Source organism: Alkalicoccobacillus murimartini (genome assembly GCF_030813245.1).
In the GTDB taxonomy this organism is placed as follows: domain Bacteria; phylum Bacillota; class Bacilli; order Bacillales; family Bacillaceae_D; genus Alkalicoccobacillus; species Alkalicoccobacillus murimartini.
In genome coordinates this window covers 140261-159840 of the sequence record NZ_JAUSUA010000002.1, presented here as the reverse complement: position 1 = coordinate 159840, position 19580 = coordinate 140261, and the positions used below count along the sequence as shown (strand labels likewise).

Sequence of the window (19580 nt, the reverse complement as noted above, 5' to 3'; positions counted from 1 at the left end):
TGAGGTTGTCTTTTTTTGTTCAACTCTTACTCAACGCGACCAGAATTTGGTGAACTAGAATTAGTTCGTTTGCTTTCAAATTCGTCACGAGTGTAGACATCATCTACATTCATGTTGAATTCTACTAGCTCAAGTCCAGTCATGTTATGAATGTTCTTACTTACGCTTTCTTTCACTTCTTTATAAATGCTCGGGATGTTTTTCCCGTATTCTACGTATACTTCAATATCGATGGCAACTTGTTTTTCTCCCACATCAGCACTAATACCTTTTGTGATTTTTTCGTCTCCACCAAATGTTTCTCTCACACCTTGGAAAAGGCTCCCGCTCATACCTAAAATGCCAGATACTTCATTCGTTGCTAATGCCGTAATTTTTTTGATTACTTCATTATCATATGTTAGTTTTTCGCGATTTTCGTTTTGGTTCACTTGATCATGTTGTTCTTTCTCTAGTTGTGCCGTTGTTTTTTCTGTTGATTGAATGTTCTTTTCCATTTAAAACATCTCCCTTTTTTTAGATCAATCTCTTTTTGTAAACAATGCATCGATATAGGCATGTACATTTAAATCGCCGTCGATCCATTTGCCGATCAGAAAACCTAGTAGAACAAAAATCCCTACAGCTAATGAATAGCCTAAGCCAATCGTGAGAAAAAGAATACTGAAAACGATGGCAATCAGTAGCCCTAGGATGCGCCCACGATAGCGCATGAACGTTTCTTGATTCATAGCGCTTCCTCCTTAAATGACGCGTTCCCGCTTTTTTGTTGGATTGGATTGATTTTTAACAAGTACTTTTACTTCTTTGACAGGAATCTCTAACCACTTCTCAAGCTCCATTTTTACGCTTTCTTGAAGCTTTTTTGCATTCTCTTGAACTGGGTTCGGTCCAAAAGGAGCATAACTAACTGAAACCGTTACTTGTTGAGTCTTTTTAGAGATACTCGAATCGACATCTACAGAGCGAACTCCTTCAAATCTTCTTATGATTCGTAATACAGTTGATTCAATTGAATCCTTTGAAATGCCAATCACGCCTATGTCAGTAGGAGATTGAAATTTGCTTTGGGTTCTCTCCCTCTTCTTAAAAGAAGAAAGAAATAGAATCAGCGATACGACGAAGACAAAAGATAGAATACCGATTAAAATCCAGTACATTTCATTTGTTTGTTGTATGGCTAACAGCTCGTTGATAGGTTGATAGATTCCTGTTACATCCAGCAAAACACTTCCTAAAATTAAAAGTGTGAGGAATGCATAGATGCCTACAATAATACGAATGGCCACGTTCACATGCTCGCTTCCTTTCTGAATAAAGCTTCTCACTCCATTGAAAAAGGGTACTTTATCTATTTGCGTTATGTTTGCCTTGAGAGGGTGCACCGTCTCTGACTGTAGTATTTCCGTTATCGTCAGAGTTAAAACATGGAAACTAATGGTATCTAAAAGCATGGTAAATAAGTTCCAATTCAGGATAGGGATTTCAAATCGTATAGTTTTCTTCATTTTGTCAATGATTCAACCCGCATAGCTCCCATTTTCTATACAGATGATGTATACTGGACAAGCATAAAGAAGACATCTGGAGGGAACGCAGTTTATATGGATGTATCGGTTTATCGAAAAAAACATGCCAATGTTATCCCATTTCTTCAAAATGGAGATTATTTCTTTCATAGAGGCATTGATGCGTATAAGAAAAAAAACTTAAAGCGAGCCGTCACGCTGTTTGAACGTGCGGTTAAGCTAACAGATAAAGAACCAGTGTTTCAAATTCAACTCGCAGCAGTACTCTCAGAGCTAAATGAATATGAACGCTCAAATGACATCCTGCGTGATGTATTACACGCCACATCGGACAATCATCCTGAGTGCCATTTTTTCATGGCCAATAATTACGCATATCTCGGTAATTTTGGTTTGGCAGAACAGTCAGTCAAAACCTACCTTAAAAATACAACGAAGGAAGATCGTCTGGAGGGTGCAGAGGAACTTCTAGAGATGCTTTCTGAGGAAGAGCTTGTTATGGATGATGAATCCGAAGAGCTTGAGAACCTGATTTCTGGTCACACAACGGCTGGATCATTCCTTAAACAAAATAAGCCTAAACAAGCGATACCTGTTCTGCAAGAAATGATAGATGATCATCCAACGTGTTGGGCAGCTTATAATCATTTAGCAGAAGCATACTTCCGATCGGGTCAGCAAAGTAAAGCATTTGATCTCTCGGAGAAGGTTTTAACAGAAGACAAAGGAAACCTTTTTGCTTTGTGTAACATTGCCTTATTTACGGATGAACTTGGTGATGATAAAGAAGCTAGGCGTTATGCTCAGACACTTAGCCAAGTCTATCCGATTGATACGGATCACTATCTCAAGCTAGCACGTGTTTTATGTGCTCTTGGAGAATATCAAGAGACCGAAAAAAGACTTTCAGAGGTGGACACCTTAACCTTTGATATGTATCCAGAGCTATACGACTGTCGTGGGGTTGCTCAATTTAATCTTGGGCAAATCGATCGGGCTGAAGTTCTTTGGAGAAAAGCAACGAAAAAAGGCTATTCCAAAAGTGAGCAGCGTTTAAAGAATATTGAGGACCTCAAACAACAGGATGTAACCTACCGTTTGTGGCCATAATAGGTTTTGAGCAGATCAATAGACAGGATTCTCAGATTTGGATACGATATAGTCACATAAGAAGAAAGTGTAGTTTAGGAGGAATTAATTATGAGTGAAGAAACCATTTATGATGTCATTATAGCCGGTGCAGGCCCAGCTGGTATGACAGCGGCTGTGTACACTTCTCGCGCACAGTTAAATACGCTGATGCTTGAGCGCGGTGTGCCGGGTGGTCAAATGGCTAATACAGAAGAAGTAGAAAACTACCCTGGTTTTGACCATATTTTAGGACCGGATCTTTCAACAAAAATGTTTGAACATGCGAAAAAATTCGGTGCTCAATATGCGTATGGAGATATCAAAGAAATCATTGATGAAGGGGACACAAAACGAGTGATTGCGGGTTCAAAAGAATATCGCGCAAGAGCTGTGATTGTGACTACCGGAGCTGAATATAAGAAAATTGGTGTACCTGGTGAGAAAGAGCTTGGTGGACGCGGAGTATCTTATTGTGCTGTTTGTGATGGGGCATTCTTTAAAAATCGCGAATTAGTTGTAGTAGGGGGAGGAGATTCAGCCGTTGAAGAGGCTGTTTATCTAACTCGATTTGCTTCAAAAGTAACGGTCATTCACCGCCGTGATGAGTTAAGAGCTCAAAAGATTCTTCAGCAACGTGCATTTGATAATGACAAGGTTGAGTTCATTTGGAACCATGTAGTTACAGATATTGAAGATGAAAATGGTAAGGTTGGCAGTGTGAAGCTTAAAAACACCAAAACCGACGAAGTGTCTGAATTTAAAACAGATGGTGTCTTCATCTACATTGGCCTTCTACCTCTTAATGAAAGTGTTAAGAACCTTGGTATCTTGAATGAAGAAGGATACATTGTAACGAACGAAGAGATGGAAACAAAAATTCCAGGTATCTTTGCAGCTGGAGATGTTCGTGAAAAATCTTTACGTCAAATTGTCACAGCAACTGGTGATGGAAGTGTTGCAGCACAAAATGTACAACACTATATCGAAAGTCTTGCTGAAAAAGTCAATCCGTAATGAATTGCCAAACTGTTGCATAAAAAATAGGATAAAAGATGCTCTGTATGATGCATTTTTAAAAAAGGGAGTTTGCTGAAACCCTTGTGGGGACAGGGTTTCGTAATTCGCTCTTAATCATTCTGTAACAATTATGAAATATAAAACTGTTACACTATGTTTAAGTAATTGACCCCCTTTTTATATATCTTTAGCACGAGCTTCGTGAAGCTCGTGCCCTTTTTTTGTGCCATAAGGACTAAGAGAACTTCTGAATAATTGTAGCAGTCATAAAATAATTGTATACTGATAGTGTATAGATAACGAGGTGATTTCATTGCAAAGGGTTACAAACTGTGCAGTCATTAAAGATGATAAGATTTTGCTCTTGCAAAAACCTAGCCGAGGATGGTGGGTGGCTCCAGGTGGCAAAATGGAATCGGGAGAAACGATAAAAGAATCAGCTACTAGAGAATGTAGAGAAGAAACAGGCTTATCGGTCATCGATCCCGAATTAAATGGAGTATATACAATTGTTATAGAAGAAAACGGTCAGACAGTATCTGAATGGATGCTTTTTACCTTTAAGGCAGTAGATTACTCAGGGACGCTTTTGTCGCAATCACCTGAAGGTACTTTAAAGTGGTGGAAATGTAATGAAGTAGCTGGATTGCCAATGGCTGAAGGAGATCAGGCATTTATTGAGCATGTATTAAATGGCAAGGGTATCATGTTTGGAACCTTCTATTATACACCAGACTATCAGCTACTTCGTTCACGTCTTGATCCTGCACCAGCTACGAATGAATAAATAAGTTTCTGAGAAGGGTGTTTTATATGGGAGAGGCAGAGCAACCAATTGAAATTGTAATTATTACGGGGATGTCAGGAGCAGGTAAAACAGTTGCTGTTCAGAGTTTTGAGGATTTAGGTTATTTTTGCGTAGATAATTTACCGCCAGCTTTGCTCCCGAAATTTATTGATTTAATAGAGGGTGCTAGCGGTAAGATGAACAAAGTCGCTTTAGTGATGGATTTAAGGGGACAACGATTCTTTGATCATTTATTTGAAGTGGTTGACCAGCTTAGTATTGGGCAAAGCAAACCAAGTGTTCAAATTCTTTTTCTTGAATCAAAAGATAATAAGCTTGTCCAACGATATAAGGAATCAAGGCGTACACACCCTCTAGCCAAAAATGGACTGCCTCTTGAAGGTATTCGTTTAGAAAGAGAAATGCTAGAAGAATTAAAGGGGCGTGCGCAACTAATTATTGATACGACGGAGCTCAAGCCAATTGAGTTAAGAGAACGTTTGATTTCTCGATTTTCTTCTGATGCAAGGCAATCATTTTCAGTTCAGCTACAATCATTTGGATTTAAATATGGTATCCCTATTGATGCTGACTTAGTGTTTGATGTTCGTTTTTTACCAAACCCACATTATGTTGAACATATGCGTCCACAAACTGGTCTAGACGAAGAAGTTTCTTCGTACGTGTTAAAATGGTCAGAAACGCAGCAGTTTATCGAAAAACTGACGGACCTTTTACAGTTTATGTTGCCACAATATAAAAGAGAAGGTAAAAGCCAGGTTGTCATCGGAATTGGTTGCACGGGTGGACAACACCGATCGGTTACATTGGTCGAGCATTTCGCTAAACAATTTGCAGAAGAATATGAAGTGCACGCAACGCACAGAGATATTGAAAAGAGAAAGGTCCGTAATCCGTGAATAAGAACGTTGTTGTTATAGGCGGAGGGACAGGCTTGTCTGTATTATTGCGTGGTTTGAAGACTTATCCAGTCAATATCACCGCAATTGTAACTGTAGCAGATGATGGAGGAAGCTCAGGCATTCTGCGTAAGGAACTTGATATTCCACCGCCAGGAGATGTGAGAAACGTATTAACAGCTTTGGCAGAAGTAGAACCGTTGGTGGAAGAGATGTTCCAACATCGTTTTGCGAATGGAACGAGTCTATCCGGACATTCATTAGGGAATTTGTTGTTAGCTGGAATGACATCGATAACGGGCGATTTTCATCAAGGAATTGTTGCTGTAAGCCGGGTTTTAAATGTAAGAGGAACCGTGCTCCCTGCAGCTAATCAAAGTATTGTGCTTCACGCTGAAATGGAGGATGGTTCGATTGTTTCTGGCGAATCAAAAATCCCAGCTGTTCAAAAGAAAATTAAGCGAGTGTATCTTACACCTGAGAACATCGATCCACTCCCTGAAAGCCTAGAAGCTATAAAAAAGGCAGATTGGATTGTTTTAGGTCCAGGTAGTTTGTATACAAGTGTGCTTCCGAACTTGTTGGTTCCAGGAATTGTTGAAGCTATTCGTAGCTCGTCAGCGAGGAAGGTTTATATATGCAATGCGATGACACAATTGGGCGAAACCGATGAATATAGTGCCTCTGATCATTTAGATGGTTTGATTTCGCACTGCGGACCAGATTTAGTAGACGATATCATTGTTAACGGATCTGCTATCTCTCAAAATGTAAAAACGTTATACGCAGAGGAAATGGCTATACCGGTTAACGTTGACTATGAACGACTACAGCAACTTGGAGTCAATGTCATTGAAGATAATTTTGTTGTGGAGCAGGATGGGCAGCTTAGGCATAATGCAAAGAAAGTATCTGAAGCCATCTTGAGAGCAGGAACCATTAAAACGTAACGAATATAGAGAAGATTCAAAGAAATGGGGTGAACAGAATGTCTTTTGCGGCCAAAGTCAAAAAAGAACTCACTCAGCTGGAACCTGCTGAACCTTATGCGTCGGCTGAGCTGGCTGCTTTAGTTCGTATGAATGGCTCACTTTCGTTTGCGCGTCAACAAGTAGGGTTAGACATTACTACTGAAAATGCTGCTATAGCTAGACGGATCTATACATTACTAAAGCAATTGTTCCCAAATGTTTTTATTGAATTGCTTGTTCGAAAAAAGATGAGGTTGAAAAAAAACAACGTCTACTTAGTTAGAGTCTCAAGAGGGGCTCAATCTCTCATGGAGCAGCTTGGAATTCTAGGAGAAGGATTTACTCTCATTCGAACGATTTCAAAGGAATTAATCAAATCTGAGCAAGGAAAACGCGCCTATTTGCGTGGTGCCTTTCTAGCTGGCGGATCAGTGAATCATCCTGAGACTTCTTCCTATCATCTGGAGATTTTTTCTTCATATGAAGAACATAATACTTCACTATGTGAACTAATGAACGAATATGGACTACGTGCAAAACCGTTAGAACGGAAAAAAGGATATATTGTCTATATAAAAGAGAGTGAAAAAATTACCGAATTTCTTAGCATTATAGGTGCACACCAAGCACTACTGTATTTTGAGGATGTTCGTATTTTAAAAGATATGCGAAATTCAGTAAACCGATTGGTTAATTGTGAAACGGCAAATCTAAACAAAACGGTAGGGGCTGCATTAAGACAAGTTGAGAATATCCGTCTCATCCAACGGACGATTGGATTAGAACAACTACCTCCAAGGTTACAAGAGATTGCATCCATGAGGCTTGTTCATCAAGATGTCACGTTAAAGGAACTTGGTGAAATGTTAGAAGGCGGAAAAGTAAGTAAGTCAGGCATTAATCATAGGCTCAAAAAAATTGATGAAATTGCTGAAAAAATTCGCTCAGGTGAAGTGCTTGAAAGTTTATAAAGACTAAATAAAAGGAGGGAATTACAATGCTTAAATCAGAAGTGAAAGTTGCCATTAAGGGTGGATTGCAAGCTCGTCCTGCAGCCTTGTTTGTCCAAGAAGCGAATCGATTCTCATCGATTGTTAATATTGAAAAAGATGGCAAGGTGGCCAATGCCAAAAGTATAATGGGGATTATGAGTTTGGCTATTAGGCATGATGCATCAATTGTTATAAGTACTGATGGGCACGATGAGAAAGAAGCACTTGATACATTGGTTGATTATATTCAAAATCCTTCTTAATTTAATACATAAAAAAAGGCAGCCGAGTGGGCTGCCTTTTTTTATTATTTCTTTTGTGCTTGTGAAGAAATGACTTCGTCAATTAAACCATACTCTTTTGCGCGTTCAGCAGTCATGAAGTTATCACGATCAGTATCACGAGCAATGATTTCGATTGGTTGACCTGTACGCTCTGAAAGAATTTCGTTCAGCTTCTCACGCATTTCAATAATGCGGCGAGCATGAATTTCAATGTCTGAAGCTTGACCTTGTGTTCCACCAAGTGGTTGGTGGATCATGACTTCACTATTAGGTAAAGCAAGGCGTTTGCCCTTTGCGCCAGCTGACAATAGGAATGATCCCATTGAAGCGGCCATACCAATGCAGATCGTTGATACATCTGGTTTGATGAACTGCATCGTATCGTAGATCGCCATACCAGCCGTGATTGATCCGCCTGGGCTGTTGATGTATAAAGAAATATCCTTATCTGGATCATCTGCTTGTAAGAAAAGTAACTGTGCAACAATTGAGTTAGCCACATTGTCATCAATAGCACTTCCAAGCATAATAATCCGGTCCTTCAAAAGACGAGAGTAAATATCGTATGCACGCTCGCCGCGGTTTGTTTGTTCAATAACTGTAGGGATGAGATTCATGGATCATTCCTCCTGTGAAATGTGGTTAATTACGTATTAAGATCAGCTTTCATCATTGTGCTGTATGTACATCATACCGATTAGGTCAAAGAAGGTCAAATAAAAACCACTCTTTATATAGTACATTCCATATCGACAAGCCAAAACCCTCTTTTCATCATTGCCGATTCTAGGTAAAGTTAAACCGGTTTTACGGTTTACTGCATTTATTTTGATATACTGAATCTAACTTTATATAGAAGGAGACAACATCATGCACATAACATTCTACTCGAAGAACAACTGTTCATTATGTGAGAAGGGGCTTCATGTTATTGAAAAATTAAAAGAAGAATATTTCTTAACAGTCAATGTGGTTGATATTTATGAAGACGATGAATTGTTGGAGAAATATATGTTGCGTATTCCTGTGGTTTTAGTGGAGGGGATCGAAGCAGATGAGGGAATTCTTTCATATGATAAAATCAGTCAAATCATTAAAAATACGAACTAAGTATTGCTTTTTTTATTTTAAAAACTAGGCTAAAAAACTTGTCAAACTGGTGAACAGTTGTTATCATTATATTTGTAGCAGACGTTTGGTTTAATCGGGACGTAAAATGTCTGCGCGGGACGATCAGTGTCCCTATTTACAGAAAGAGGTGCTACTAATGATGAGAAAGCTGGTTAATATACAGAAGCAGCTAGTACCTGAACTAGTAGAAACCATGCAAAAACGATATCGAATGCTGCAATTCGTTTATCTTCGCCAACCAATTGGTCGCAGGGCACTTGCTGTTAATCTACAACTTTCCGAACGAGTTGTACGAGGAGAAGTGACTTTTCTTAAAGAACAACGGCTTGTTACATTTACGACAGCTGGTATGAGTCTTACAAGAGAAGGGGAAACTGTGCTTGTCCAATTAGACGATACGATGAAAGAATTGCTTGGATTAAAGGCATTTGAATCAGAACTTCAAGACAAACTCGGAGTGAAGAAGGCAGTTATTGTAGCCGGAGACAGTGACGAGGAAGACTGGGTAAAGCAGGAGATGGGTCAGGCTTGCGTCAAAGAGTTAAAAGCAATCATTGAGCCAAGATCTGTGGTAGCTGTTATGGGAGGCACAACTCTTGCAGCAGTTGCACAAATGATGACACCAGATCCGAAGGTAAGCCAAACAATCTTTGTACCTGCCCGTGGAGGGTTAGGTGAAAGAGTCGAAAATCAGGCAAATACGATTAGTGCGGAGTTTGCTGATCGTGCTGGAGCTGAATATCGTCTAATGCATGTACCTGATCAGTTAAGCGAAGAAGCTTATGCTTCACTAGTGATGGAACCATCTGTTAAGGAAATTCTTGATTTGATTAAGACTTCCCGCATTTTGCTCCATGGAATTGGTGATGCTACTAGAATGGCTGCTAGACGAAGTTCGGAAGAGCCGTTTATGAACAAACTGAAAAGGGAACACGCAATAGCAGAGGCTTTTGGCTATTACTTTAATCAGTCAGGTGAGATTATTCATAAGCAACGAACGATTGGGTTGCAGTTGGATGAGTTAGACACTGGCAAGCATGTGATCTCTGTTGCAGGAGGCGCATCAAAAGCCAATGCAATTAAGGCGTATATGCAACACCGTCCAAGTGACGTATTAATTACAGATGAGGCGGCCGCAAGAAGACTGCTTCAAGAAATATGAATAGGAAGAAAAGGGTACTGCCCTTTTTGATAGATTAGCTTTTCAAATTATGTCAGGAGGAATTTTAACATGGCAACGAAAATTGGTATTAATGGTTTTGGACGTATTGGTCGTAACGTATTCCGCACGGCACTTCAGAATCCTAACGTAGAGGTAGTAGCAATTAACGACTTAACTGACGCTAACATGTTAGCTCACTTATTGAAATATGACACGGTTCACGGAAATCTTGACGTGAGCATTGAAGTAAAAGAAAACTCATTAGTTGTAGACGGTCATGAGATCCAGGTTTCTGCTGAGCGTAACCCAGCTGAAATTGGATGGGATAAGCACGGAGTTGAAGTGGTTATCGAATCTACTGGTTTCTTCACGAAGCGTGCAGATGCTGCTAAACATATCGAAGCAGGAGCTAAAAAGGTCATCATCTCTGCACCAGCTTCTGATGAAGATCTAACTATAGTAGTAGGTGTGAACGAAGATAAGTATGATCCAGCAAGCCATGACGTTATCTCTAACGCATCTTGTACAACAAACTGCTTAGCGCCTTTTGCTAAAGTATTAAACGATCAATTTGGTATCCGTCGTGGACTAATGAACACAGTTCACTCTTACACAAATGATCAACAAATTCTTGATCTTCCACATAAAGATTACCGTCGTGCTCGTGCGGCTGCTGAGAATATCATTCCAACATCAACTGGAGCTGCTAAAGCCGTAGCACTTGTTCTTCCTGAACTTAAAGGGAAATTGAATGGTGCAGCTATGCGTGTTCCAACTCCAAACGTGTCACTAGTTGACCTTGTTGTTGAGCTAGATAAAGACGTAACAGCTGAAGAAGTAAATGCAGCACTTAAAGAAGCATCTGAAGGAAAACTTAAAGGTGTGCTTGGATATTCTGAAGAGCCATTAGTATCTCATGACTACAATGGCAACACACATTCTTCTACAATTGACGCACTTTCAACAATGGTTATGGAAGGCAACATGGTTAAAGTTATCTCTTGGTACGATAACGAAACTGGCTTCTCAAACCGTGTCGTTGACTTAGTTGAATACATCGCTAGCAAAGGGCTATAATGGAGCAAGCGGATCATAAGAGGAGGAGGGTCTTGAATCTGACTCCTCTTTCCGCTTGTCACAAAATAAAGAATAGGAGGAGGTTCGTTTATGAATAAGCAAACTCTTCAAGATGTTACATTAACAGGAAAGCGCGTCTTTGTTCGTGTTGACTTTAATGTACCAATGAATGATGGAGCGATTACGGATGAGACTCGTATTAAAGCGGCTCTTCCAACCATTAAACATTTAGTTAAACAAGGTGCGAAAGTTATTCTTGCTAGTCATCTTGGTCGTCCAAAAGGACAAGCTGTTGAAGAACTTCGTCTCAAACCTGTTGCAGTAAGACTTTCTGAGTTGTTAGATCAACCAGTCGCTGCTAGCACTGAAGCAAGAGGTGAAGTAGCACAGGCTGCTGTAAAAGAGTTAAAAGATGGGGATATTCTTCTACTTGAAAACGTCCGTTTCTATCCAGGAGAAGAAAAAAATGATGCTGAACTTGCAAAGGAATTTGCATCCCTAGCTGATTTTTATGTAAATGACGCATTTGGTGCAGCTCACCGTGCGCATGCTTCTACTGAAGGAATCGCTAAGCATCTTCCTTCTGCTGCTGGTTTCTTAATGGAAAAGGAACTTGATGTGCTTGGACAAGCACTGACAGAACCGAAACGTCCATTTACAGCTATTATTGGTGGAGCAAAAGTAAAAGATAAGATTGGTGTCATTGATCATCTATTAGATAAAGTCGATAACCTTATCATTGGCGGAGGATTGGCTTATACATTTGTAAAAGCTCTTGGTCATGAAGTAGGTAAGTCCTTACTAGAAGAAGATAAAATTGAGCTAGCCAAAACCTTTATGGAAAAAGCAAAAAAGAACGGTGTGAACTTCTACATGCCTGAGGACGTTATTGTTGCAGATGACTTCTCTAATGATGCAAACACACACATTGTTCCGATTAGCGAAATTCCAGCTGATTGGGAAGCTTTAGACATTGGTCCTAAAACACAAGATACATACAAGAGTGTTGTTGCAGATTCTGCACTTGTAATCTGGAACGGTCCTATGGGTGTATTTGAACTTGAGACCTTTGCTGGCGGAACGAAGGCTGTAGCCGAAGCTCTTGCTGATAGCACTGAAACGTATTCTGTTATTGGTGGTGGAGATTCTGCTGCTGCTGTTGAAAAGTTTGGATTCGCTGATAAGATGAGCCATATCTCTACAGGTGGAGGGGCGTCACTTGAATTTATGGAGGGCAAAGACCTTCCAGGTGTTGTAGCCCTTTCAGATAAAGAGTAATCAATTACGAGAGGTGATGAACCATGCGTAAACCTATTATTGCAGGGAACTGGAAAATGAACAAAACACTTTCAGAAGCAAAAGCATTTGCTGAAGAAGTAAAGAGTAAAGTACCTAGCGCTGAGTCCGTTGATTCAGTTGTGTGTGCTCCTTCTATCTTCCTTCAGAGTTTGGTTGAAGCTACAGAAGGTACAGACTTAAAAATTGGAGCTCAGAACGCGTATTTCGAAACAAGCGGAGCTTTTACTGGTGAAACAAGTCCAGCAGCACTTGCTGACTTAAAGGTTGATTATGTTGTACTTGGTCATTCTGAACGCAGAGAATTGTTTGGTGAAACAGACGACATTATAAACAAAAAGGTCCATGCTGCTCATGAGCAAGGACTGATTCCAATCCTTTGTTGCGGTGAGACGTTAGAAGAGAAAGAAGCAAACCGTACGAATGATGTGTTACAAGAGCAGATCACAAAAGGTCTTGCTGGTTTGACTGATGAACAGGTTAAGAACACGGTCATCGCTTACGAGCCAGTTTGGGCAATTGGTACAGGGAAATCTTCATCTTCTGAAGATGCAAACGAAGGCTGCGGCTATATCCGTACGGTAGTAGCAGAAGCGTTCGCTCATGAAGTATCTGACGCTGTTCGTATTCAATATGGCGGTAGTGTAAAACCAGCTAACATTGCTGAATACATGGCACAATCTGATATCGATGGAGCTTTAGTAGGAGGAGCAAGCCTTGAGCCAGCTTCATTCCTAGAGCTTCTGGAGGCGGTAAAATGAGTAAAAAGCCCGTTGCTCTGATTATCCTAGATGGCTTTGGTTTAAGGGACGAAACCAAAGGCAACGCGGTAGAGCAGTCGAACAAACCCAATTATGACCGTTTTCATAATGAATTCCCTCACGCAACCCTGAAAGCAGATGGGGAAGCGGTTGGATTACCAGCTGGTCAAATGGGGAACTCAGAGGTTGGTCATTTAAATATTGGTGCCGGCCGAATCGTGTATCAAAGCTTAACTCGAGTGAACCTTGCTATCCGTGAAGGGGAGTTCTTTGAGAACCAAACCTTTATTGATGCGATGGATCATGTAAATGAAAAGGGAACCGCTCTTCATCTATATGGTCTTCTATCAGATGGCGGCATTCATAGTCATATTGACCACTTGTTTGCATTGCTTGAGTTAGCTAAGCGTAAGAATGTGAAAAAGGTTTATATCCACGGTTTCCTTGATGGACGTGATGTAAGCCCAACATCTGCAGAAACGTATATTCGTTCTGTAGAAAAGAAGCTTGAAGAAATCGGAATTGGTGAGATTGCCACGCTTCATGGTCGTTATTATGCAATGGACCGTGATAAGCGCTGGGATCGTCTAGAGAAATCATACCGCGCCATGACATATGGTGACGGACCTTCATATGAAAATGCTTTAGACGTCATCGAAGATAACTACAAAAATGACATCCATGATGAATTTGTGATTCCTTCTGTGTTGACGGACAAAGAAGGAAAGCCAGTGGCTACAGTTCAGGATGATGATGCAGTCATCTTCTTTAATTTCCGACCGGACCGTGCGATTCAGCTTTCACAAGTATTTACTAACGAAGACTTTAGAGGTTTCGACCGCGGAGAGAAATTTCCAAAACACCTGCATTTTGTTTGCTTAACAAGGTTCAGTGAGTCGATTGACGGATTTGTAGCCTTCAAACCAACAAATCTTGATAATACACTCGGAGAAGTTCTTTCTCAACAAAACCTTCGTCAGCTTCGAATTGCTGAAACAGAGAAATACCCTCATGTTACCTTCTTTTTTAGTGGTGGACGTGAGCAGGAATTCCCTGGTGAGGAACGTATCCTTATTGATTCACCAAAAGTAGCAACGTATGACTTGAAGCCTGAAATGAGTGCATATGAGGTAACAGATGCGCTTGTGGCTGAGATTCAAGCCGAAAAGCACGATGCAATTATTTTGAACTTTGCTAATCCGGACATGGTTGGGCACTCAGGTATGCTTGAGCCAACAATCAAAGCAATTGAAGCAGTTGATGAATGTCTTGGACGAGTAGTAGATGCTATCCACGAAAAAGGTGGCGCTGCGATTATTACCGCTGATCACGGGAATGCAGATGAAGTTATTACACTCGAAGGAAATCCAATGACGGCACATACAACAAACCGTGTACCTGTCATTGTGACTGAAAAAGGAATTACGTTGCGTGAAGATGGCAAATTAGCCGATCTTGCTCCAACACTTCTTCAGCTACTTGATGCAAAGAAACCGGAAGAAATGACTGGAATTACATTAATAAAATAACCAAACAACATTAAAGGGAGATGATTAGCTTGACAATGATTACTGATATTCATGCTCGTGAAGTCCTTGATTCACGTGGAAATCCAACAGTAGAAGTAGAAGTATATGTAGAGTCTGGAGCAATGGGACGTGCCCTTGTACCAAGTGGCGCATCTACAGGCGAATACGAAGCAGTAGAACTACGTGACGGCGGAGACCGTTTCATGGGCAAAGGTGTTCTTACAGCTGTTGCTAACGTAAATGATCTTATTGCACCTGAACTTATTGGGGCAGATTCAATGGACCAACTTGGAATCGATAAGCTTCTACTTGAGCTTGACGGAACAAAAAACAAAGCAAAATTAGGTGCTAACGCGATTCTAGGTGTATCTATGGCGGTTGCTCATGCGGCTGCTGAAGCACTAGGTATTCCTTTATACGTATACCTTGGTGGATTCAGTGCAAAAACTCTTCCAGTACCAATGATGAACATCATCAACGGTGGAGAGCACGCTGATAACAACGTAGATATCCAAGAATTTATGATTATGCCAGTTGGAGCAGATAACTTTAAGCATGCTGTTCAAATCGGCGCTGAAATCTTCCATAACCTTAAAGCTGTTCTTAAAGCAAAAGGCTACAATACAGCTGTAGGTGATGAGGGTGGATTTGCTCCAAACTTATCTTCTAATGAAGAAGCTCTTCAAACAATCATGGAAGCTATTGAAAAAGCAGGCTACAAGCCAGGCGAGCAAGTTCAATTAGCAATGGATGTTGCATCTTCTGAGCTATTCAACAAAGAAGATGGCAAATACCATCTTTCAGGTGAAGGCAAAGTCTTCACATCTGAAGAGCTTGTTGGTTTCTATGAGGATCTTGTATCCAAATACCCAATCATCTCTATTGAAGATGGTCTAGATGAAAATGACTGGGAAGGTCACAAGCTTTTAACTGAAAGACTTGGAGACAAAGTACAGCTTGTTGGGGATGACTTGTTTGTTACCAACACTGAAAAGCTTGCTGAAGGAATTGAAAAAGGAATCTCTAACTCAATTCTAATCAAAGTGAACCAAATTGGTACACTAACAGAAACGTTTGAAGCAATCGAAATGGCTAAACGTGCTGGTTATACAGCCGTTATCTCTCACCGTTCTGGTGAAACAGAAGATGCTACAATTGCTGATATCGCTGTTGCAACAAATGCTGGTCAGATCAAAACGGGAGCACCTTCTCGTACAGATCGCGTAGCAAAATACAACCAGTTGATTCGTATCGAAGACGAGCTTGCTGACGTAGCTGTTTACGGCGGACGTAAGTCTTTCTACAATCTATCTAAGTAAGTTAAAAAACGAAGAACGATCCTATATAGGATCGTTCTTTTTTGGTTTGAGATATATTTCTGCTTAAGTTAATTGAGAGAGTGCAGTCATTCCGCTACCGGGATGGGGGGGCACGCTTTCCGCGGGAGGGCGTTGAACTAAACTGGCTATACCAGTCTATTTCAACCTTGCCCTTTATTCCCGCAGGAGTCGGCCTCCCCATCCCGTCCGCTAGTAAGAGGACCTGAATCTTAATAGATTATTGAGGATATTTTTATTGAATTACTTAGCGAAAGATCGTCTTTTTTGTTTCGAACTTAGCAGCGAAAGCAATGCAAGTGATCCTATTGCGATTGGTTCGATGAGGACATCCTCTTCGCTCTATTCCTAACTATTTGGCTTATTACGGTGTCTAATATGGTCATAAGTACAACTACCACTCGGAAATTGAGATATTGCGCGGGAAATGATGAGGTGCTTGTAGAATAAAGCGGAAATATAACATAGATGGTTAATGTATCAACAAGCGTGTACGTCAGAATAAAATTCTTACTTTTTCTAGCGATAGCGTTGATTAAGGCACGGGTATATGGTAGATTTAAACTAGCGCAAGATGTGCATGGAGGTGGAATGATTTGCAACTAACGTTAATGATTTTGTTGGTAATTGTCTCGATTTCTCTAATTACAGTTGTTGTGCTGCAGTCAGGGAAAAGTGCTGGATTGTCTGGAGCTATTTCCGGTGGAGCAGAGCAGTTGGTAGGGAAACAAAAAGCCAGAGGAGTAGACCTTGTTCTTCATAGAGCAACCATCGTATTGGCCGTTCTATTTTTTGTTCTAGCTGTCACTCTTGGTTATTTCTTATAATAGATGTTTTAAAGAAACCACTCCAATCATGTGGTAAGACTGGGGTGGTTTCTTCTATGTTAAGATATGTATTCTTCTGTATCTACAACGTGAGTGGTTCCGGACCAGTGAAGGACAGTCGCCACAAAATCACGAATATCTAAACCTGGCATTTCGTACGTTTCATGCGTGTTCACAGTGCCAGAAGCATCTTCTACATAAGTGACTGAGTAACCTTTTTCATGTGCAATAACAGAATTAAATAGACAACAGTACTCTACATTAAATCCGGTGATGACAAGATGAGTCACCCCTTCTGACTGAAGAAAGCTGTTCAAATCAGTGTCCAAAAATGCACTGGGTTGACCCTTTTTCACAATTTTAGTTGCGAATGGGGTTAAACGAGGATCTAGTTCTCCTTCATCAGTTTGGTCTTGAATAAGACTAGTTGATAGTGAATCAATATGTCGTGTCAATATCACTGGGGATGAACGATCTTTAAAATGGGTAGCTAGCTTCTGAATATTATCTACCTCTTTTTGAAAAGATCCTGCCTGGATAAACCCGTTTTGCGCATCTAGAATAAGTAAAGCGGGTTTCATTCGTCATCATCTCCTATAAAAACCATTTTATTATAAATTTAACATATTCTATAACTGTTACGTGTAGGAGTGGATCGCATTAACCAATTTTTGTTTGCTTTTGGTATTATTGCATTAGGGCTTATACTGGGACGGATCTTGCGGTTAATGGCCGATAAACAGTCTATACCTGTTTGGTTTCCGTTGTCTCTCTTTTTATCATTTTGTATTCGATTTGTGCTTCTTGGGATCAATCCCATCATTTTAATAGGGGCGTTCTGGTACTCAGAACTATCAAATATCCAACTTATTTATCTCCCTGTTCTTGGGATTGCTACGATCATGCTTGGTGGCTTGTTTGGTATCCTTCTGTCCAAGTACTATAAATTGTCGAGAGAACAAACGGGTTCAATGTTTGTAACAGGTTCATTTGTGAATCTAGGGAGCTTTGGGGCGTTATTCTGCGTCTTGTTATTAGGAGAACAGAGCTTAGCGTACGTAGCGATGTTTAGACTGTTTGAAGAGTTATTTTATTATACGGTTTGTTATCCGATTGCTAAGAGCTATGGTCAGGTACAAACGAATAAAGTGAGTCGTTCTAAATGGAGTTCAATTATCCGGGACCCGTTTATCATGATTACGTTTTTCGCCGTTGTCATTGGAGGATTATTAAACCTATCATCATGGGTTCGCTTTGACTTCTATGGCCAGTTAAATCAAATCCTTGTTCCTCTGGCTTCTGTTATTCTTTTGATTCCTGTGGGCTTCTCTATGCGACTGACAGCGGTCAAAAAGCACTTCAAGCTCAGTATCTCACTGTCAGCGATCAAATGTGTGATGGTACCCGCGATCATCGTATCTCTTGCTGTTTTATTTGGCCTGGGAGAATTATTCGATGGATATCTTTTAAAAGTCATTTTAATTATGGCGGCGATGCCAACAGCTGTTTCAGCTCTTGTGCCTCCTCAACTGTATAAATTAGATGTTGAGCTTGCAAATTCAAATTGGATTGTTAATACCACTTTGTTGCTTGTGATCATTCCGGTTTTATATTTCATTATTCCTTTTATCTAATTAATCTGCAGGAAACTAAAAATACTGTTATAATGCTAACAAAGATAACAAAATTGTAGGATGTCAGTGAGGTAGATCAATGGGGCAAAAAAAAATAACCATGCAGGTCATCGCAGATACTGTAGGGGTCTCTAAGTATGTTGTATCTAAAACGTTAAATAACAAACCAGGTGTAAGTGATATAACGAGACAAAAGATATTGTTCGCAGCAAAGCAATTAGGGTATTTAAAAGAAGGACAACTGGCTCCTTCAACTCAATTGAATCGTAAGATAGAAGTAGAGAACGGCTATATTCTTGTTTTCCTCCCGAACTCTCAATATCAAAGCATTACGTATACGTATTGGGGATCTGTTTATCAAGGAATCTCGGTCGGAATTCAATCAAAAAAGGCTGGAATGATCGTTATTACAAGTGAAATGGACCTATCTAAAAAAGTAGACGTCACCAATCTGATTGGGATCATTACGCTAGGAACGTTAGATGAACAATCACTAGTTGCCCTGTCTGGTTACGGGATTCCAATTGTAATGATTGATCATGAAGATAAACTCATGCGAGCTGATAGCATTTTTATGGACAATCGCAGTGGGGTTGAACGAATCACGGATCATTTAATAGGACTTGGACACAAAAACATAACGTTTATAGGGGAATTAAAGCACTCTCGTAGTTTTTTTGATCGATGGATAGGGTTTAGAACAGTGATCGAAAAAGCTGGTTTAGAACAAGCAACAACCTTAATGGATATTACGTATAATGATGACATGGAAGATGAGATTCAACTGAAATTAAACAGCTGGAAAAAGGAAAAAATCCCTTTTCCGACGGCTTTTGTTTGCGCAAATGACCATATAGCACGAAGGGTCATTAATCTGTTTGAAGATAATGGTTTATCCTGTCCTCGGGATGTCTCTGTCACTGGGTTTGACTTACTAGACGAAGAAGAAGGTCAAACTCCTGCTCTGACAACTGTTCAAGTTTTAAAACAAGTCATTGGACGAAGAGCGGTTGATCGTTTAGTGTGGAGAATTAATCATAGTGAGTACCCTCCTGAAAAAATATTAATCTCAGGAGATATGTTATTAAAAGAATCTATTGATGTACCAAGAGATCGGTGAGCTTATGCTTGCCGATTTTTATTTTTTAGAAAATTAAGCGTTTACATTTTGAAATTTAAATGATATGTTTTATTT

General features: G+C 40.1%; 22 protein-coding genes. 17 read left to right on the top strand and 5 right to left on the bottom strand.

Annotation, left to right across the window (positions count from 1 at the left end; all coding sequences use genetic code 11):
- Nucleotides 1–26: 26 nt before the first annotated feature.
- The 3 genes from J2S05_RS07415 to amaP are packed head-to-tail and all read right to left on the bottom strand — an operon-like array spanning nt 27 to nt 1295.
- Nucleotides 27–497, bottom strand: coding sequence for an Asp23/Gls24 family envelope stress response protein (locus J2S05_RS07415; protein ID WP_306981423.1), 471 nt, complete (start codon nt 495–497; stop codon nt 27–29).
- A 24-nt stretch (nt 498–521) separates the two neighbouring features.
- Nucleotides 522–731 (bottom strand): DUF2273 domain-containing protein, encoded by a 210-nt coding sequence (locus tag J2S05_RS07410; RefSeq protein WP_251606605.1) that lies wholly within the window; start codon nt 729–731, stop codon nt 522–524.
- A 12-nt stretch (nt 732–743) separates the two neighbouring features.
- Entirely contained in the window at nt 744–1295 is a 552-nt protein-coding gene (amaP, locus tag J2S05_RS07405) for an alkaline shock response membrane anchor protein AmaP (RefSeq protein ID WP_306981421.1), read from the bottom strand.
- Nucleotides 1296–1604: 309 nt separating this feature from the next.
- Between amaP and J2S05_RS07400 the strand changes: the two genes are divergently transcribed.
- The 7 genes from J2S05_RS07400 to J2S05_RS07370 all read left to right on the top strand — a co-directional run bounded on the left by J2S05_RS07400 (nt 1605) and on the right by J2S05_RS07370 (nt 7610).
- Nucleotides 1605–2639 carry a tetratricopeptide repeat protein gene (locus J2S05_RS07400; RefSeq protein WP_306981419.1) on the top strand — a complete coding sequence of 345 codons (1035 nt, stop codon included), beginning with the start codon at nt 1605–1607 and terminating at the stop codon, nt 2637–2639.
- A gap of 90 nt (nt 2640–2729) precedes the next feature.
- Nucleotides 2730–3674 (top strand): thioredoxin-disulfide reductase, encoded by a 945-nt coding sequence (gene trxB / locus J2S05_RS07395; protein ID WP_306981418.1) that lies wholly within the window; start codon nt 2730–2732, stop codon nt 3672–3674.
- Nucleotides 3675–3990: 316 nt separating this feature from the next.
- Entirely contained in the window at nt 3991–4464 is a 474-nt protein-coding gene (locus J2S05_RS07390) for an 8-oxo-dGTP diphosphatase (protein ID WP_306981416.1), read from the top strand.
- Between the two features lie 26 nt (nt 4465–4490).
- Nucleotides 4491–5384, top strand: coding sequence for an RNase adapter RapZ (gene rapZ / locus J2S05_RS07385; protein ID WP_306981415.1), 894 nt, complete (start codon nt 4491–4493; stop codon nt 5382–5384).
- Nucleotides 5381–6334: a gluconeogenesis factor YvcK family protein gene (locus tag J2S05_RS07380; RefSeq protein WP_370873616.1), complete on the top strand. Its 954-nt coding sequence runs from the start codon at nt 5381–5383 to the stop codon at nt 6332–6334. Before rapZ ends, J2S05_RS07380 begins: the two co-directional genes overlap by 4 nt.
- 38 nt (nt 6335–6372) lie before the next feature.
- Entirely contained in the window at nt 6373–7326 is a 954-nt protein-coding gene (whiA, locus tag J2S05_RS07375; RefSeq protein ID WP_306981411.1) for a DNA-binding protein WhiA, read from the top strand.
- A gap of 26 nt (nt 7327–7352) precedes the next feature.
- Nucleotides 7353–7610 carry an HPr family phosphocarrier protein gene (locus J2S05_RS07370; protein ID WP_306981409.1) on the top strand — a complete coding sequence of 86 codons (258 nt, stop codon included), beginning with the start codon at nt 7353–7355 and terminating at the stop codon, nt 7608–7610.
- 44 nt (nt 7611–7654) lie between these two features.
- Here the strand turns inward: J2S05_RS07370 and clpP are convergent, their stop codons facing one another.
- Nucleotides 7655–8248, bottom strand: coding sequence for an ATP-dependent Clp endopeptidase proteolytic subunit ClpP (gene clpP / locus J2S05_RS07365; RefSeq protein WP_306981407.1), 594 nt, complete (start codon nt 8246–8248; stop codon nt 7655–7657).
- Nucleotides 8249–8501: 253 nt separating this feature from the next.
- On the opposite strand from clpP, the gene J2S05_RS07360 reads away from it, so the two are divergent.
- The 8 genes from J2S05_RS07360 to secG all read left to right on the top strand — a co-directional run bounded on the left by J2S05_RS07360 (nt 8502) and on the right by secG (nt 16751).
- Nucleotides 8502–8741, top strand: coding sequence for a glutaredoxin family protein (locus J2S05_RS07360; RefSeq protein WP_306981405.1), 240 nt, complete (start codon nt 8502–8504; stop codon nt 8739–8741).
- Between the two features lie 160 nt (nt 8742–8901).
- Complete coding sequence (locus J2S05_RS07355) at nt 8902–9924, top strand: sugar-binding transcriptional regulator (protein WP_306982641.1); 1023 nt, start codon at nt 8902–8904, stop codon at nt 9922–9924.
- Between the two features lie 69 nt (nt 9925–9993).
- Nucleotides 9994–11001 (top strand): type I glyceraldehyde-3-phosphate dehydrogenase, encoded by a 1008-nt coding sequence (gap, locus tag J2S05_RS07350; protein WP_306981403.1) that lies wholly within the window; start codon nt 9994–9996, stop codon nt 10999–11001.
- Nucleotides 11002–11091: 90 nt separating this feature from the next.
- Nucleotides 11092–12279 (top strand): phosphoglycerate kinase, encoded by a 1188-nt coding sequence (locus J2S05_RS07345; RefSeq protein ID WP_306981401.1) that lies wholly within the window; start codon nt 11092–11094, stop codon nt 12277–12279.
- 23 nt (nt 12280–12302) lie between these two features.
- Nucleotides 12303–13058 (top strand): triose-phosphate isomerase, encoded by a 756-nt coding sequence (tpiA, locus tag J2S05_RS07340; protein WP_306981399.1) that lies wholly within the window; start codon nt 12303–12305, stop codon nt 13056–13058.
- Entirely contained in the window at nt 13055–14587 is a 1533-nt protein-coding gene (gene gpmI, locus J2S05_RS07335) for a 2,3-bisphosphoglycerate-independent phosphoglycerate mutase (RefSeq protein ID WP_306981397.1), read from the top strand. Before tpiA ends, gpmI begins: the two co-directional genes overlap by 4 nt.
- Nucleotides 14588–14622: 35 nt before the next feature.
- Nucleotides 14623–15906: a phosphopyruvate hydratase gene (gene eno, locus J2S05_RS07330; RefSeq protein WP_370873631.1), complete on the top strand. Its 1284-nt coding sequence runs from the start codon at nt 14623–14625 to the stop codon at nt 15904–15906.
- Nucleotides 15907–16520: 614 nt separating this feature from the next.
- The gene (secG, locus tag J2S05_RS07325) at nt 16521–16751 is read left to right on the top strand and encodes a preprotein translocase subunit SecG (RefSeq protein ID WP_306981393.1); all 231 of its coding nucleotides are present in this window, start codon (nt 16521–16523) and stop codon (nt 16749–16751) included.
- 59 nt (nt 16752–16810) lie between these two features.
- On the opposite strand, the gene J2S05_RS07320 is transcribed toward secG, so the two are convergent.
- Nucleotides 16811–17332 (bottom strand): cysteine hydrolase family protein, encoded by a 522-nt coding sequence (locus tag J2S05_RS07320; RefSeq protein ID WP_306981391.1) that lies wholly within the window; start codon nt 17330–17332, stop codon nt 16811–16813.
- A gap of 69 nt (nt 17333–17401) precedes the next feature.
- Between J2S05_RS07320 and J2S05_RS07315 the strand changes: the two genes are divergently transcribed.
- A complete protein-coding gene (locus tag J2S05_RS07315) occupies nt 17402–18385 on the top strand; it encodes an AEC family transporter (RefSeq protein ID WP_306981389.1) in 984 nt (327 codons plus the stop codon).
- A gap of 79 nt (nt 18386–18464) precedes the next feature.
- Nucleotides 18465–19505, top strand: coding sequence for a LacI family DNA-binding transcriptional regulator (locus J2S05_RS07310; RefSeq protein WP_306981388.1), 1041 nt, complete (start codon nt 18465–18467; stop codon nt 19503–19505).
- The last annotated feature ends 75 nt before the right edge of the window (nt 19506–19580 follow it).

Bases quoted from the DNA above. Each gene is read 5' to 3' on its own strand.
- J2S05_RS07320 (WP_306981391.1), bottom strand. From the start codon at position 17,332: ATGAAACCCGCTTTACTTATTCTAGATGCGCAAAACGGGTTTATCCAG.
- clpP (WP_306981407.1), bottom strand. From the start codon at position 8,248: ATGAATCTCATCCCTACAGTTATTGAACAAACAAACCGCGGCGAGCGT.
- J2S05_RS07400 (WP_306981419.1), top strand. From the start codon at position 1,605: ATGGATGTATCGGTTTATCGAAAAAAACATGCCAATGTTATCCCATTT.
- J2S05_RS07355 (WP_306982641.1), top strand. From the start codon at position 8,902: ATGAGAAAGCTGGTTAATATACAGAAGCAGCTAGTACCTGAACTAGTA.
- rapZ (WP_306981415.1), top strand. From the start codon at position 4,491: ATGGGAGAGGCAGAGCAACCAATTGAAATTGTAATTATTACGGGGATG.
- J2S05_RS07360 (WP_306981405.1), top strand. From the start codon at position 8,502: ATGCACATAACATTCTACTCGAAGAACAACTGTTCATTATGTGAGAAG.
- J2S05_RS07310 (WP_306981388.1), top strand. From the start codon at position 18,465: ATGGGGCAAAAAAAAATAACCATGCAGGTCATCGCAGATACTGTAGGG.
- gpmI (WP_306981397.1), top strand. From the start codon at position 13,055: ATGAGTAAAAAGCCCGTTGCTCTGATTATCCTAGATGGCTTTGGTTTA.
- whiA (WP_306981411.1), top strand. From the start codon at position 6,373: ATGTCTTTTGCGGCCAAAGTCAAAAAAGAACTCACTCAGCTGGAACCT.
- trxB (WP_306981418.1), top strand. From the start codon at position 2,730: ATGAGTGAAGAAACCATTTATGATGTCATTATAGCCGGTGCAGGCCCA.
- J2S05_RS07415 (WP_306981423.1), bottom strand. From the start codon at position 497: ATGGAAAAGAACATTCAATCAACAGAAAAAACAACGGCACAACTAGAG.
- J2S05_RS07370 (WP_306981409.1), top strand. From the start codon at position 7,353: ATGCTTAAATCAGAAGTGAAAGTTGCCATTAAGGGTGGATTGCAAGCT.
- J2S05_RS07410 (WP_251606605.1), bottom strand. From the start codon at position 731: ATGAATCAAGAAACGTTCATGCGCTATCGTGGGCGCATCCTAGGGCTA.
- tpiA (WP_306981399.1), top strand. From the start codon at position 12,303: ATGCGTAAACCTATTATTGCAGGGAACTGGAAAATGAACAAAACACTT.
- eno (WP_370873631.1), top strand. From the start codon at position 14,623: ATGATTACTGATATTCATGCTCGTGAAGTCCTTGATTCACGTGGAAAT.
- gap (WP_306981403.1), top strand. From the start codon at position 9,994: ATGGCAACGAAAATTGGTATTAATGGTTTTGGACGTATTGGTCGTAAC.
- J2S05_RS07345 (WP_306981401.1), top strand. From the start codon at position 11,092: ATGAATAAGCAAACTCTTCAAGATGTTACATTAACAGGAAAGCGCGTC.